We start from the raw sequence: 14,020 nt of genomic DNA on the forward strand, positions 1-14,020 counted from the left end.
GAGATCGCCGATGTTCGGGGACACCGTCGAGCCCGACGACGCGGTCCACGAAGCGCCGGTCGCGGCGGCGATGTTACGCGAACCCGGCGGGTGGGCCGATCGAGCCGACCGTCGTATGGGTCCCCGTGAGACGCACCTTTAGTCGAGGGTCCGGGGCAGGCCGAAGTGCGGGGCGACCGTTGTCTCGAAGCGGGTGATCTCCCGGACCAGGTCGCCGGCGACATCGATCACAATGATCCCGGCGAGGTGCAGGCCGCCGGTGACCGGATCGCGGAGGTACTCGCCCCACGCGGGCTGGCCGTTCGCGCGCACGGGCACCAGGCGATCGATCCGCCGCAGGCGGGAGCGGACGGCGGTGAAGAACTGGCGGATGGCCTCGCGGCCGCGGTACTCGAACGGCAGCGGCGGCATCCGTACCCAGGCGTCGTCAGTCATGAGCGCCACGAGCGCGTCGACGTCCAGGTCGGTGAAGGCGGCGACGAAGCGGTCGAGCAGCGCGCGTTCCTCGGGACTCCGGGGCACCGGCGGCGGCGGGCCGGGCGAGCGGGCCGCGTCCATCGTCGCGCGGGCGCGTCGCAACGCGCTGGTGACCGCGTCCTCGGTGAGCCCGAGCAGGTCGGCGGTCTCGCTCGCGCGGTACCCGAGCACGTCTCGCAGGATCAGGACGGCCCGCTGGTTTGGCGGCAGCAGTTGGACCGCGGTGACGAACGCGAGCGAGATCGCCTCGCGGGAGGCGTACTGGGCCTCGGGCCCTGGCGCCTCGTCGGGCAGCCCCTCCAGTAGGGCGTCCGGATACGGCTGCAGCCACGGGACCTCACCCAGGTGAGTCGGCTCCGGCGACGGCGCGGGCAGGGGCGGCGCGGGCAGGGGCGACGCCGTCGTCGGCCGCCGCGTGGACGAGCGCAGCAGGTTGAGGCACCGGTTGGTGGCGATCCGGTGCAGCCAGGTCCGCACCGAGGAACGCCCTTCGAAGCCGGCCAAGCCGAGCCAGGCGGACAGCATCGTCTCCTGCACCGCGTCCTGCGCGTCCTGGAGCGAACCGAGCATCCGGTAGCAGTGCACGGCCAGCTCACCGCGGTAGGGCTCGACGAGGTCGGCGAACGCGTCGCGGTCGCCGTCGCGGGCCCGCTGGAGCAGTTCCGCCGACATCTGCCACCTCCGTCTGGTCGTCTCTCCACCTACTGACCCCGGGCGTGAGCGGAACTGGTCGCCGTCGGGCCGCCCAGTTTCCGGCGAGCGTCGGTTCTGTTCCTTCGAACGCATCCGTACCGGCCGCGGACCGCCGTGCGACCTGGCGGCCTCGGCGGTCGACGACGTGCGAACGCCCATGAGGGCGGAACCGAAGGAGAACGACGCGACATGTCAGTGTCATCGACGACTACCGGGCCCGGCGTTGAGCCGGCACCGGCACCGGGCCTGGACCGGGGCGACCGAGCCCCGACCACGCTGCCCACCGAGCCGGGCGCCCAGCCGGCGCGGCGGGCCTGGACGCTGGTCCTGGCCTCGCTCGGGGTGTTCATGACCGCGCTCGACACGCTGGTGGTGGCCAACTCCCTGCCCGCGCTGCGGGCGAGCCTGCACGCCGATCTCGGCGATCTCGAATGGACGGTGAACGCCTACAACCTGGCGTTCGCGGTCGCGCTCCTGACCGGGGCCGCCCTCGGCGACCGGTACGGACGCAAACGGACCTACTGGATGGGCCTGCTCGGGTTCACCCTTGCCTCCGCCGCGGCGGCGCTATCACCGAGCGTCGGCGTGCTCATCGCGGCCCGCGGCGTGCAGGGCGTGGCGTCGGCGGCCATCATGCCCATGACGCTGACCCTGATCAGCGAAGCTTTCCCGGCCGACCGGCGGGGCGCCGCGATCGGGCTGTGGGGCGGTATCACCGGGCTGGCGGTCGCGCTCGGGCCGGTCGTGGGCGGCGCCATCGTCGGCGGGATCAGTTGGCATTGGATCTTCTGGCTCAACGTCCCCGTCGGCCTGGCGCTGGTACCGCTGTCCATGGCCCGGCTTAACGAGAGCTTCGGTCCCCGGTCGCAACTCGACATCGTCGGGCTGGTGCTGGCCGCCGCCGGATTCTTCGGCATCACCTGGGGCCTGATCCGCTCCAGCCGGGTCGGCTGGGACAGTGGACAGACCATCAGCGCGCTCGGAGCAGGCTTCGTCCTGGTCGCGGCGTTCCTGGTGTGGGAGCGGCGCACCGCGACGCCGATGCTGTCGGCGCGGCTGTTCCAGTCGCGGGCGTTCAACGCCGCCAACGGCGTCAGCTTCTTCATGTACGCGTCGCTGTTCGGCGTGCTGTTCCTGATGATGCAGTTCCTGCAGACCGGGCTCGGATACTCGCCACTCGCGGCGGGCCTGCGGACCCTGCCGTGGACGGGTGCCCCGATGGTGGTCGCGCCCATCGCCGGCGCGCTGGCCGACCGGTTCGGGAATCGTCCCTTCCTGGTCGTCGGCCTGGCCCTGCAGGCCGTCGGGCTGGGCTGGATCGCCGCCATCGCCGAACCCGGGATGAGTTACCGGTGGCTGGCGGTGGCGCTCGGCGTCGCCGGTGTCGGGATATCGCTGTGCTTCCCGACCGTCGCCAACGCGGTCGTCGGTTCGGTGCCCGCCTCGGAGATGGGCGTCGCGTCGGGCACCAACAGTTCGGTGCGCGAGATCGGCGGCGTGTTCGGGATCGCGATCCTGGCCTCCGTCTTCGCGGGCTCCGGCGTCTACACATCCACGCGGACGTTCGTCGACCACTTCACCACGGCCGTGTGGATCGGGGCGGCGTTCTCCGCGGTCGGGATCCTCGCCGCCGCGGCCGTCCCAGGTCGCCACGACCTCACCCCGATCCCGACAGCATCGACCAGAGGACAGCATGAATGACCTTTCGGACCGGACCACTCTCGTCGTCGGCGCGAGCCGGGGCCTGGGACGGGGGATCGCCCGGACCTTCGCCGAGGCGGGTGCCCCGACTGTCGCGGTCGCCCGCACCGGCGCGGCGCTCGCGGAGCTCGCCGCCACCGACGCGCGCATCCGGACCGAGGTCGCCGACGCCGCCGACGCCGCGGCGGCGGGGAGCCTCTTCGACCGCTACGAGCCGTCGATCGTCGTTCTGGTCGCCGGCGCCAGCCCGCTGATGCGTCCGCTGCACCACCAGACCTGGGAGACCTTCTCGGCCAACTGGCACACCGACGTCCGGATCGCGTTCCACTGGCTCCGGGAGGCCCTGCTCCGGCCGTTGCGGCCTGGCGCCACAGTGGTCGTGGTCAGCAGTGGCGCCGCGCTGGCCGGGTCCCCGCTCAGCGGCGGATACGCCGGCGCCAAGGCCACCCAGCACCTGATCACCGGCTACGCGCGCGACGAGGCGGACCGCGCCGGCCTGGGAATCACCTTCACCGCGGTGCTTCCCCGGCTCACGCCACTGACCGGTCTCGGGCAGCCCGCGGTCCGGGCCTACGCGGCGCGCGGCGGCCAGTCCGAGGACGACTACCTCCGGCAGCTGGGCGAGCCCCTCACCCCCGAGATCGCCGGGACCGCCCTGGTCGACCTGGCGCGGGCCGACGCCGCCACCGTCGCGCCCGGCTACCTGCTGACCGGCGACGGCCTGAGGGCACTGCCACGGTAGGCCGAGGGAGTCTCGCGACGAAGCAGGCGAGCCAAAGCTGTGGGACGCGATGGTCCAGGACGGCGGCGAGTGCCCGGTCTGGGTGAGCGGCGTCGCGATCATCGATCATCATGGCAGTTCCTCATTCGCGGGAGAAGGCCGCCGGACGGCGTACCACCACCCGCGGTGAGCAGGGCGGCAACGCCGTCTGCCGGCCGGTCGTCGGCGGCGACGCGGTCGCATCGTAGGAGGCTCCCGGCCACGCGCGCGGCCTTCGTCCGACCATGTGGCCTTCGTCCGGCCGTCCGGGCTTCGTCCGACCGTCTGGCGCTTGTCCGGCTGTCGGCTGGTCCGGGCGGACCCACCGTCAGGCCGGGCCTGGCCCCTGGTCGGCGAACCGCCACCGGAAGGAATGCACCTCCAACTCGCCGACCGGCGTGTCCTCGCCTGCCACGAGCCGGCAGTAGCGCACGGCCCGGTTACCCGCACCCGACTCGATCGTCTCCGTGTAGCGCAGACCGGGCTCCAGCACGACGTCGACCACCGGATGCATGTCCCGAATGTCTGCCCCCCGGATAGATCGCGCAAGACGCCGAGCCGCCCAGGCCGACTCGCTGTCGGTCAGGTGTGCAGGCGGGCGCCTTTGAGGATCTTGTCGACGGCGTTCCGCGGGCCGTGGAGGGCGAGTCCCGCCAGGTCGAGCTGATCGCGGGGGACCGCCCGCACGGCTGCCCTGTTGTCGTGGTCGTTCCCGGTCGCGAACAGGTCGGAGGTGAAGACGGCCATCGCGATGCCCCGTGCCAGCGCGCGGGAGTGCGCTGCCGTCATGGTCTCCTTCGACCCCGAGAAGACGAGGACTGGCTGGCGGAACATCGGAAGGTAGCGCGTGTCGTCGGCGTCGGCGTACGGCTCGCCGATCAGCTCCGGATCCGCGGCGGCGATGCCGCTGGCGAGGAACGCGCAGACGTTGAGTCGTTGCCAGGTCGCCAGATCGTCGCGCACCATCACGGCGATCTTGGTGGTGAAGGGGACAGGCCCGTCTGTTGACATGGGTGCAATCTGTACGGCGCCGGCGCGGCTGTCTTGTACGTTCCTGACGTGGCCGGACGTTCGGACATCGCGGCGTGGCGGCCTTCGGTGAGCGGAATCGTCGAGGTCTTCCACGCCCGCTTCACCGAGCACGCGTATCCGTCGCACACCCACGACGCCTGGACACTGCTCGTCCTCGACGAGGGGGTCGTGCGGTACGACCTCGATCGGCGTGAGCACGGCGCGCTGCCCCCGTTCGTGACGCTGCTGCCGCCGCACGTTCCCCATGACGGCCGCTCGGTCCGTCCGGAGGGATTTCGCAAGCGGGTCCTGTACCTGGACCGCGCCCTGCTCGACGACGGCCTGGTCGGCGCGGCGGTCGACGCTCCGAGCCTGCGGGATGCGGCTCTGCGCCGCGAGGTCCATCAACTGCACAACCTGCTCGCTCGTCCGCATGAGCTGTTCGAGGCGCAGAGCCGGCTTGCGCTGATCCGGGAGCGGCTGCTGGGGCACCTGCGCCCCCGGCTCGGCGACCCGCCCGTCCGCCGGGACTCCGGGGTGGCCCGCCGGTTGCGGGACCTCCTGGACGGGAGCGTGCCGCGGGGCCTGTCACTCGACGAGGCGGCCCAGGCGCTGAACGCCCACCCGGCGCACCTCGTGCGCGCCTTCCGGCGGGAGTACGGTCTGCCGCCGCACCAGTACCTGATCGGCCGCCGTCTCGACCTGGCCCGCCGCCTGCTCCTCGCCGGCCACCGCCCGGCGGAGGCGGCCGCGATGGCTGGGTTCTACGACCAGTCCCACCTGACGCGCCACCTCATCCGCATGGTGGGGACCGCGCCTGGGCGCTATGCCAGGGGACTGGCACCGGAGACGGTCACGGGAACTGGCCGGGCGGAGTCTCGAGCGCTCCCACCCGTGTACCCGTCGCGTCGAGCGAACGACTAGCACCGCCCGGCCGTAGACCGAGTGCCGGCCCTAGTGGCGCTTCAGGCGCCCGTTTGGCAAGGCTGGCCCGGTGACCTCGTCACGCTGTGAGCTTGATCGGCGGAACTGTACTGGGATCCGAACCGGCCGGGGCTCGGAGTTCGGATCCCAGTACGGTCCTGGCGATCTTCCGGGCTGGAGGCCGGGTGAACGTTGCCGGGAGCGGTGCTGGCGATCTTGGCGTTCCGCGGAACGCGGGGACGGCGCGCGTGCCGTCCGGCCCCGCGGGCTCGGGCGGTTGGTGGGGGCGGCGCGGGGGAGTGGTTCCTTGTCCTGGCCCGCGGAGGCGGACCGGTAGGGTCCCGTCGAGACGACGGAACGTGAGCGGCCCCGGATGCCATCTGGCCGGCCCGAGCAGAGGAGAGCACTGATGACGGCAGTCGAGGTGCGGGAGGTGACCGAGTCGCTGCGGGCGCTCGGGATTGCCGTCGTCGCCGATGAGCCGGAGGTCGATGAGGACCTTCCGGTCGTCAGCTGGGAGGACGACCTCCAGGGTTTCCTCGAGGCCGCGAAGGACCTCGAGCCGGCCGAGGCGTACGTCGGCCCCCTCACGATCGACGATGACCTGGTCAGCTCGCTCGAGGATGACGACGACCTGGACGAGTCCGAGCGTGCGTCGCTCAAGAAGATCCTTGACGAGGCGCGGGCGCTGGTCGGCCAGGAGGTCGGAACTCAGTCGATCTTCCTCGCCGATCACATGATGCACGAGTACTACTCGCTGATCCCGGCCGCCCATGACCTGTTCGAGCGCATCGAGCAGTTCGCCGACGCCCTTGCCGACGACGACGCCTGCGGCTGCGGCCACGACCATGAACACGAACACGATCACGGCCACGCCGAGCTGAAGGTGGTCGCCGCCGAGTAGGCGCGCGGGTAACCACGCGGCGGGCCGATGGCGGCTGGAGCACGGAAGAACCCTGGGTCCGGGCTCGCTACCCCGTGAGCGGGAAGATCAGGCAGGTCGTGCTCGCTGTCGCGACGACCCGGCCGGCCTCGTCGCGGACGTCACCCTCCGCGAAGGCCACCCGCCGCCCCGGCTTGGTGACCCAGCCGTGCGCGACCAGATCGGTCCGCGTGCCCGGCTCGACCCGCACCGGGCGCAGGTAGTTCACCTTGATCTCGATGGAGGTGTACCCGACGCCGGCTGGCAGGGTGGAGTGCACCGCGCAGGCCGCGGCGGTGTCGAGCAGGGTGCAGACGAGCCCGCCGTGCACGACCCCGATCGGGTTGTAAGCTGACTCGTCCGGCGTGCACGCGAACCGGACGTCTCCCGGCTCGACGCCCACGGGCCGGAAGCCGAACATCGCGGCGATGGGCGGCGGCGGGACCTCGCCGTCGCGCAGCGCGCGCAGGAACTCCAGACCGCTCATGGTCGCGGCGCGCGCGGCCGTCGCCAGCGGGTCGTGCCAGTTGACGGTCTTGTGTCGCGGTTCCCCCCAGGCGTCAAAGGCCGGCGGCGGGCTCACCAACAATTCCGGTGGCACCGACTCCGACGAGGGCGGCGTGGACGGGTCCGCGATCGTCATGGCGGCACCCTACCATCTAGGTTCGATAGGCGAACCTAGATGGACTGTCGCGCCGAGAATCCCCTGACGCCGTCCGATTTCCGCCAGGGAATCGATCTCGTCGCGAGACCGGCAGGTCAGCCACCGGAGCTGAAGGCGGCGTCGAACGCGGCGGACGGCGGGTCGACGGCGAGCCGGCGGACGAAGGCCAGCGCCTCCGGTGCCCCGGCGAGGCGGTCCATGCCTGCGTCCTCCCACTCGACCGAGATCGGCCCGTCGTAGCCGATCGTGTTCAGCATCCGGAACGAGTCATCCCAGGGGACGTCGCCGCGGCCGGTGGAGACGAAGTCCCAGCCGCGCCGCGGGTCCGCCCACGGCAGGTGGGAACCGAGCCGGCCGTTGCGGCCGTTGCCGACCCGGCGTTTCGCGTCCTTGCAGTCGACGTGGTAGATCCGGTCGCGGAAGTCCCAGAGGAACCCGACCGGGTCGAGGTCCTGCCAGACGAAGTGGCTCGGGTCCCAGTTCAGCCCGAACGCCGGCCGCCGGCCGATCGCGTCCAGCGCCCGCACCGTCGTCCAGTAGTCGTAGGCGATCTCGCTCGGGTGCACCTCGTGCGCGAACCGAACGCCCGCGGCGTCGAACGCGTCCAGGATCGGGTTCCACCGGTCGGCGAAGTCGCGGTAGCCGGCGTCGACCAGCTCCTGTGACACCGGCGGGAACATCGCCACGTACTTCCACGCCGCCGACCCGGTGAAGCCGACGACGGTGTCCACCCCGAGGCGCGCCGCGGCGTGCGCGGTCGCGATCATCTCCTCGGCGGCCCTGGCCCGCACGCCATCCGGGTCGCCGTCGCCCCACACCCGGGCGGGCACGATGTCCCGGTGGCGAACGTCGATCGGGTCGTCGCAGACCGCCTGCCCGGCCAGGTGGTTGGAGATCGCCCAGACCCTCAGGTCGTTCTTCTCCAGGATGTCGAGCCGGGACCGGGCGTAGGCGTCGTCCTCGGCGGCCCGCCGAACGTCGAGATGGTCACCCCAGCAGGCGATCTCCAGGCCGTCGTAGCCCCAGCCGGAGGCCAGCCGGGCGACCTCCTCGAACGGCAGGTCCGCCCACTGGCCGGTGAACAGGGTGACCGGTCGCGCCATGATCTGTCCCTACCTTCCTCGTGACCTTCGCTCGCGGTCAGTTCTCGACGGGTGCCCAGCACGAGCCGTCCGCGGCGCTGCGGTCGACGGCGTCGAGGACGAGCTGCACCTGCAGGCCGTCGGTGAAGCTCGGGGTCGGCGGTGTGCCGGCGGCGATGGCGGCCACCAGGTCGCGCACCTCATGGGTGAACGAGTGCTCGTACCCGAGGGCGTGGCCGGGCGGCCACCAGGCGTCCAGGTAGGGGTGGTTTGGCTCCGTGACCAGGATGCGGGTGAAGCCGGCGGTCTCGCCGTCCACCCGGCCGTCGTAGAACTCCAGCTCGTTGAGCCGTTCCAGGTCGAAGACCAGGGAGCCCTCGGAGCCGTTCACCTCGACCCGCAGCCCGTTCTTGCGGCCGAGCGCGAACCGGGACGCCTCGTAGCTGGCGAGCGCCCCGCCGTCGAGCCGGGCCAGGAACAGCGCCGCGTCGTCCACGGTCACGGTTCCGGTACCGCCGCCGCCCTGCCCACTGCCGCCACCCGGCCCGGTAGCGGACAGCCCGCTGGCCGACAGGCCGGACGCCGCCGCCGGCAGCGGCCGCTCCCGCACGAAGGTCTCGGTCATCGCGCAGACGCCCGTGACCCGCTGGCCGCTGATGAACTGGGTGAGATCGACGATGTGCGCGCCGATGTCGCCGAGCGCGCCGGACCCGGCGATCTCCCGGCGCAGCCGCCAGGCCAGAGGGAACTCGGGGTCGACCAGCCAGTCCTGCAGGTAGACGGCGCGCACGTGGCGCAGGGTGCCGAGCCGGCCGGCGGCGACCAGGTCGCGGGCGAACGACGCGGCGGGGATCCGTCGGTAGTTGAAGCCGACCGCCGAGCGCACTCCCGCCGCCGCCGCCCGCTCGGCGGCCTCGGCCATCGCCCGCGCCTCCTCGACGGTGTTCGCGAGCGGCTTCTCGCACAGCACGTGCTTGCCGGCGGCGAGCGCGGCGAGCGCGATCTCGGCGTGGCTGGAGCCGGGAGTGCAGATGTCGACCAGGTCGACGTCGTCGCGGCGCAGCAGCGCCTTCCAGTCGGTCTCGTGGGAGCGCCAGCCCAGCCTCGCGGCCGCGGCCGTGACCTTCTCCTGGTCACGGCCGCACACCGCGGCGAGATCGACCTCCAGCGGGAGGTCGAAGAACCGGTTCACCGAGCGCCACGCCTGGGAGTGGGCGGCGCCCATGAAGGCGTAGCCCACCATTCCGACGCCCAGCCGCTGTCGTTCCGTCATTGCGAGATTCTCCAGGTGAGGGACGTCGCTCAGATGTCTCTGCCTCGTCGGCGGCGCGTCGCGCGTCAGGACGGCGGCGCGCCGTCGGTCAGGATGGCGGTGCGCCGTGCGTCAGGACGCGAAGCCGAACTTGAGGTACCTGTCGACGTTGTCCTTGGTGACCGTCACGGAGGCGAGGGTGATCGACGACGGGACGTCGTTCTCGACCAGGTCGGACAGGGTCTTGCCCTGCGCGACGAGGCGGGCCAGGTTGATCGCCGAGGATGCCATCGTCGGCGGGTAGGTGACGGTGGCCTTCACGACCCCGCTGTCCGCCTTGATCAGGTCCATGACGTCCTTGGACCCGGCGCCGCCGACCAGGAAGAACTCGTCGCGGCCGGCCGAGTCGATCGCGGACAGGACGCCGATGCCCTGGTCGTCGTCGTGGTTCCAGAGCGCGTCGATGCGCGGCGCGGCCTGCAGCAGGTTCGCGGCGGATCGCTCCCCGGACTCGACGGTGAACTCGGCCGGCACGCGCGGGCCGACCTTGAGACCGGCGGTCGCGAGCGCGTCCTTGAAGCCCTGGCTGCGCTGCTGGGTGAGGGGCAGGCTGTCGATGCCGGGGATCTCGGCGATGACGGGATTGCTGACCCCCTTGGCCTTGAGCTGCCCGGCGATGTAGTTGCCGGCGGCGACGCCCATGCCGTAGTTGTCCCCGCCGATCCAGGTCCGGTATGCCAGCGAGCTGTCGAAGACGCGGTCGAGGTTGATCACCGGGATGTTGGCGAGCATCGCCTTGCGGGCGACCTCGGTCAGCGCCTTGCCGTCATGCGGCAGGATCACCAGCACGTCGACGCCCTCGTTGATGAGGGTCTCGACCTGGCCGATCTGCAGATTGAGGTCGTTGGTGCCCTCGGTCGCCTTCAGGGTCACGTCCGGATGCACGCCGGCCTGGGCGCGGGCGTTGCGGGTGATGGCGCCGATCCAGCCGTGGTCGGCGGCCGGGGCGGAGAACCCGATGGTGATCTGCTTGCCGGCCGCGGCGTTGTCGCCGCCGCCGCCGGTGGAGACGTTGGTGGCATCGCCGGAGCTGTCGTCGTCGTTGCTGGTGCAGCCGGCGAGCGTCGCGACGCCCGCCACGCCTAAGGCCGCGCCGCCGGCGAGAAACCGGCGCCGGCCGAGCATCGTGCCGCGCAGTTGTGCCATGTCCCGCTCCCTCTGGATCGTTCTGAGCCTGGATCGTTCTGAGCGGCGGTCGGCTCAAGGTCGCCCAGGGGCGACCATCGCCGCTCCGCCTCGGGCGCTGCGCGCCCTCAATGCGTGGTTCCGGGGTTAGGCGTATGGGGGTGGTCGGGCTGGGTCCGGGCTGACGACGTGGTCGGGTTGGTACTTGCGCTGATGCGCCGTCGCCAATGACGGCTGAGCTGCGTGGGTACGGCGCGGGACTACATCCGCGTGTTCTCCCGGGCCAGCCGTTTCTGCAGGAGCACGGCGGCCACGATGATCAGGCCCTTGGCGAGGGCCTGGGTGGAGGTCGTCAGGTTGTTCAGGGTGAAGATGTTGCTGACCGTGGTGAAGATCAGTACTCCGAGGACGGTGCCGACGATCGTGCCGCGGCCGCCGGAGAGCAGGGTGCCGCCGATCACCACGGCGGCGATCGCGTCCAGCTCGTAGAGCAGGCCGTGGGTGGAGGTGCCGGACGTGGTCCGCGCCGTGATCATGATGGCGGCGATGCCGCAGCAGAACCCGAGCAGCGTGTAGAGCCACAGGGTCTGGCGCCGCACGTTGATGCCCGCGAGCCGGGCCGCCTCCGGATTGCCGCCGACCGCGAACGTGCGCCGGCCGAACGTCGTCCGGTTCAGCACCACCCACCCGACCAGCGCGACGAGCGCGAACATGATGACCAGCACCGGGATGCCACCCGGCTCGGCGCGGAAGAAGTCGCGGAACCCCTGGACCCGCACGACCTGCGTCTGCCGGTTCGAGATCTCCTCGGCGAGGCCGCGGGCCGACGCCAGCATCGCCAGCGTCGCGATGAACGGCACGATCCGGCCGTAGGCGACCAGGATGCCGTTCACGAGGCCGCATACGGTGCCGACCGCGAGCGCGACGAACACCATCACCAGGAACGTCGAGTCGCGGGCCATGTTCTGGGTGGCGAGCGTGGTCGACCAGACCGAGGCGAGCGCGACGATGGCGCCGACGGACAGGTCGATCCCACCGCCCGCGATGACGAACGTCATGCCGACGCTGACGACGCCGATGACCGACGCCAGCCGCAGAACCGTGAGCGTGTTGTCGGTGCTGCCGAACCGGTCGCCGGCGGTGATGAGCCCGATGACGCAGATCAGCGCGAGGGCCGCGATCAGGCCGAGGTTCCGGCCGGCGCCGCCGCCGAGCAGCCTCCCCAGCACCGCCCAGCCGGCCATGCCCGGTCCCCGCGCCTCGGCGGCGTCAGCCTTCCCCGCGAGCGCGCCGGTGAGGCCCGGGGCGACGGCGGCGTCCGCCTCGACCGCGGCCCGCTCGACCCGCGCCCGCTCATCCGTCGGCGGTGCCGCGGCTGGCGGCGCGGCGGCTGGCAGGGCCGCGGCCGACGGCGCCGCGGCTGGCGGGATCGCCGCCGGCGGTGCCGCTGCCGGCGGCTCGAGTGGTTCGGCGGCGGCCGGGGCCTCGGCCGCCGCCGGGTCCAGTGCCGGGGCGTCGGTCAGGTGTGGCTCGTTCACGCGACGCGTCCCTCCTCCATGACCAGGTCGAGGACCTGGGACTCGCTGATGTCGGTGGCCGCGGCCTCGTGCACGACCCGGCCGGCGGCGACCACCAGGACCCGGTCGGCCAGCCCGATCACCTCGGGCACTTCGCTGGAGACCAGCACCACGGCGACCCCGGACCGGGCCAGCCGGCGGACCAGGGCGTAGATCTCGTCGCGGGCGCCGACGTCCACGCCGCGGGTCGGCTCGTCGAGCAGCAGCACCTGGCAGTCCCGCAGCAGCCAGCGGGCCAGCACGACCTTCTGCTGGTTGCCGCCGGACAGGGTGCGCACCGGGCGGGCCACCCCGGCCGGCCGGATGTCGAGCGCGCCGGCCTGCTGGCTCGCCGCCGCCGACTCGCGGCCGTCCCGGGTGAACGGCCCGGCGGCGAACCGCGTCAGCGTGGCGAGCGTGATGTTGCGGTAGACGGGCTCGTCGGGCAGCAGGGCCTGGCTCTTGCGCTCTTCGGGGCACAGCCCGACGCCGGCGGCGACCGCGGCGCCGACCGAGCCGCGGCGCAGCCGCCGGCCGGCCACCCGCACCTCGCCGGTGGCGGCCCGGCGGGCGCCGTAGACCGTCTCAAGGATCTCCGAGCGCCCGGAGCCCACGAGCCCGGCGAGGCCGACGACCTCCCCGGCGCGCACGGCGAACGACACGTCGTGGAACTCGCGCGGGCGGCCGAGGCCGCTGACCCGCAGCACCTCGGGGGCGTCCGGGGCCGGGCCGACCCTGGGCGGGAACGCGTGCTCGATGGCGCGGCCGGTCATCATCCGGATGACGTCGTCGGTCGACGTGGTGCGGGCCGGCAGCCCGCGGGCCACGGTGCGGCCGTCCTTGAGGACCGTGACCCGGTCGCCGATCCGGCGGATCTCGGCGAGCCGGTGCGAGATGTAGACGACGGCGACGCCGTGCACGGTCAGGTCGCCGACCAGCCGGAACAGGTTGTCGACCTCGTCCGCGTCGAGCACGGCGGACGGCTCGTCCATGATGATCAGCCGCGCGTCGTGGGACAGGGCGCGGGCCATGCTCACGACCTGCTTGCCGGCCGCGGACAGGTGGCCGACCTCGCGGTTCACGGGGATCTCGGCGTGGCCCAGCCGGGTGAGCAGCGCCCGGGCGGCGTCGTCCATCGCGCGCCGGCGGGACAGCCCGACGCGGGCCAGCTCATGGCCGAGGAAGATGTTGTCGGCGACCGACAGGCCGTCGACCAGGTCGAGCTCCTGGTACATCGTGGCGATGCCGAGCCTGGTCGCGGCGGTCGGCGTCTGCAGGCTGACCTGCTCGCCGCGCCAGTGGATCGCGCCGGCGTCCGGCTGGTGCGCCCCGGACAGCACCTTGATCAACGTGGACTTGCCGGCCCCGTTCTGGCCAAGCAGGCAGTGCACCTCGCCGGCGCGGACGTCGAGGTCGACGCCGTCGAGCGCGCGCACACCGGGGAACGTCTTGACGACACCGGTAACGGCTAGGAGCGGATCGGACGTGTTCGGTAAGGCGGGGTCGTTGTCCACCACTGATCCCATGATCTGCGCCACTTCCGACCAACTTTGATCGGCCTGCAGTCAAGTTAGAGATCCCTTCAACCCAGGTCAAGAGGTCATCTTCATAAGTTTCAAAGTCATTGACGAAAGTTCGATGGAGCGGCCCTGTGCCGAAGACGGGCGACCGGTCGACCGTGATCGATGAGGGTCGTCCTCGTCGGCCTTGGTTGCAGCTCGTCTCACCTGCGCTTGCTAGGCGCTTGCCATAGCAAGCGCAGGTCGGTCGGCGGTTCGGCCCGGTGAACTGTG

13 protein-coding genes are annotated in these 14,020 nt (G+C 72.0%); 4 read left to right on the forward strand and 9 right to left on the reverse strand.

Annotated elements, in window-relative coordinates; genetic code table 11:
* Positions 1-138: 138 nt before the first annotated feature.
* Positions 139-1,149 (reverse strand): sigma-70 family RNA polymerase sigma factor, encoded by a 1,011-nt coding sequence (locus BCD48_RS26850; protein ID WP_071051147.1) that lies wholly within the window; start codon positions 1,147-1,149, stop codon positions 139-141.
* Positions 1,150-1,359: 210 nt separating this feature from the next.
* Between BCD48_RS26850 and BCD48_RS26855 the strand changes: the two genes are divergently transcribed.
* On the forward strand, positions 1,360-2,871 hold the full coding sequence (locus tag BCD48_RS26855; RefSeq protein ID WP_071051148.1) for a DHA2 family efflux MFS transporter permease subunit: 1,512 nt from the start codon (positions 1,360-1,362) through the stop codon (positions 2,869-2,871).
* The gene (locus BCD48_RS26860; protein ID WP_071051149.1) at positions 2,864-3,613 is read left to right on the forward strand and encodes an SDR family oxidoreductase; all 750 of its coding nucleotides are present in this window, start codon (positions 2,864-2,866) and stop codon (positions 3,611-3,613) included. Before BCD48_RS26855 ends, BCD48_RS26860 begins: the two co-directional genes overlap by 8 nt.
* A 346-nt stretch (positions 3,614-3,959) precedes the next feature.
* Here BCD48_RS26860 and BCD48_RS26865 read toward each other — a convergent pair whose 3' ends face one another.
* Positions 3,960-4,145, reverse strand: a complete 186-nt coding sequence (locus tag BCD48_RS26865; RefSeq protein WP_071051150.1) for a hypothetical protein — start codon at positions 4,143-4,145, stop codon at positions 3,960-3,962.
* A 68-nt stretch (positions 4,146-4,213) separates the two neighbouring features.
* Entirely contained in the window at positions 4,214-4,642 is a 429-nt protein-coding gene (locus BCD48_RS26870; protein ID WP_071051151.1) for a DUF2000 domain-containing protein, read from the reverse strand.
* A gap of 87 nt (positions 4,643-4,729) precedes the next feature.
* On the opposite strand from BCD48_RS26870, the gene BCD48_RS26875 reads away from it, so the two are divergent.
* Both BCD48_RS26875 and BCD48_RS26880 read left to right on the forward strand, forming a co-directional pair.
* Positions 4,730-5,566, forward strand: coding sequence for an AraC family transcriptional regulator (locus BCD48_RS26875; RefSeq protein ID WP_071051152.1), 837 nt, complete (start codon positions 4,730-4,732; stop codon positions 5,564-5,566).
* Positions 5,567-5,975: 409 nt separating this feature from the next.
* Positions 5,976-6,470: a hypothetical protein gene (locus BCD48_RS26880; RefSeq protein ID WP_071051153.1), complete on the forward strand. Its 495-nt coding sequence runs from the start codon at positions 5,976-5,978 to the stop codon at positions 6,468-6,470.
* 67 nt (positions 6,471-6,537) lie between these two features.
* Here the strand turns inward: BCD48_RS26880 and BCD48_RS26885 are convergent, their stop codons facing one another.
* The 6 genes from BCD48_RS26885 to BCD48_RS26910 all read right to left on the reverse strand — a co-directional run bounded on the left by BCD48_RS26885 (position 6,538) and on the right by BCD48_RS26910 (position 13,753).
* Positions 6,538-7,131: a PaaI family thioesterase gene (locus BCD48_RS26885; protein WP_083419251.1), complete on the reverse strand. Its 594-nt coding sequence runs from the start codon at positions 7,129-7,131 to the stop codon at positions 6,538-6,540.
* A gap of 116 nt (positions 7,132-7,247) precedes the next feature.
* Positions 7,248-8,255 (reverse strand): sugar phosphate isomerase/epimerase family protein, encoded by a 1,008-nt coding sequence (locus BCD48_RS26890; protein ID WP_071051154.1) that lies wholly within the window; start codon positions 8,253-8,255, stop codon positions 7,248-7,250.
* A gap of 37 nt (positions 8,256-8,292) precedes the next feature.
* Positions 8,293-9,507, reverse strand: a complete 1,215-nt coding sequence (locus BCD48_RS26895; protein ID WP_071051155.1) for a Gfo/Idh/MocA family protein — start codon at positions 9,505-9,507, stop codon at positions 8,293-8,295.
* Positions 9,508-9,618: 111 nt separating this feature from the next.
* Positions 9,619-10,692: a substrate-binding domain-containing protein gene (locus tag BCD48_RS26900; protein WP_071051156.1), complete on the reverse strand. Its 1,074-nt coding sequence runs from the start codon at positions 10,690-10,692 to the stop codon at positions 9,619-9,621.
* Positions 10,693-10,931: 239 nt separating this feature from the next.
* On the reverse strand, positions 10,932-12,209 hold the full coding sequence (locus BCD48_RS26905; RefSeq protein ID WP_083419252.1) for an ABC transporter permease: 1,278 nt from the start codon (positions 12,207-12,209) through the stop codon (positions 10,932-10,934).
* Entirely contained in the window at positions 12,206-13,753 is a 1,548-nt protein-coding gene (locus tag BCD48_RS26910; protein WP_071051216.1) for a sugar ABC transporter ATP-binding protein, read from the reverse strand. Before BCD48_RS26910 ends, BCD48_RS26905 begins: the two co-directional genes overlap by 4 nt.
* Between the last annotated feature and the right edge of the window lie 267 nt (positions 13,754-14,020).

The sequence above is a fragment of the Pseudofrankia coriaricola genome (assembly GCF_001854805.1).
GTDB lineage: Bacteria > Actinomycetota > Actinomycetes > Frankiales > Frankiaceae > Pseudofrankia.

Bases quoted from the DNA above. Each gene is read 5' to 3' on its own strand.
- BCD48_RS26850 (WP_071051147.1), bottom strand. From the start codon at position 1,149: ATGTCGGCGGAACTGCTCCAGCGGGCCCGCGACGGCGACCGCGACGCG.
- BCD48_RS26855 (WP_071051148.1), top strand. From the start codon at position 1,360: ATGTCAGTGTCATCGACGACTACCGGGCCCGGCGTTGAGCCGGCACCG.
- BCD48_RS26860 (WP_071051149.1), top strand. From the start codon at position 2,864: ATGAATGACCTTTCGGACCGGACCACTCTCGTCGTCGGCGCGAGCCGG.
- BCD48_RS26865 (WP_071051150.1), bottom strand. From the start codon at position 4,145: ATGCATCCGGTGGTCGACGTCGTGCTGGAGCCCGGTCTGCGCTACACG.
- BCD48_RS26870 (WP_071051151.1), bottom strand. From the start codon at position 4,642: ATGTCAACAGACGGGCCTGTCCCCTTCACCACCAAGATCGCCGTGATG.
- BCD48_RS26880 (WP_071051153.1), top strand. From the start codon at position 5,976: ATGACGGCAGTCGAGGTGCGGGAGGTGACCGAGTCGCTGCGGGCGCTC.
- BCD48_RS26885 (WP_083419251.1), bottom strand. From the start codon at position 7,131: ATGACGATCGCGGACCCGTCCACGCCGCCCTCGTCGGAGTCGGTGCCA.
- BCD48_RS26890 (WP_071051154.1), bottom strand. From the start codon at position 8,255: ATGGCGCGACCGGTCACCCTGTTCACCGGCCAGTGGGCGGACCTGCCG.
- BCD48_RS26895 (WP_071051155.1), bottom strand. From the start codon at position 9,507: ATGACGGAACGACAGCGGCTGGGCGTCGGAATGGTGGGCTACGCCTTC.
- BCD48_RS26900 (WP_071051156.1), bottom strand. From the start codon at position 10,692: ATGGCACAACTGCGCGGCACGATGCTCGGCCGGCGCCGGTTTCTCGCC.
- BCD48_RS26910 (WP_071051216.1), bottom strand. From the start codon at position 13,753: ATGGGATCAGTGGTGGACAACGACCCCGCCTTACCGAACACGTCCGAT.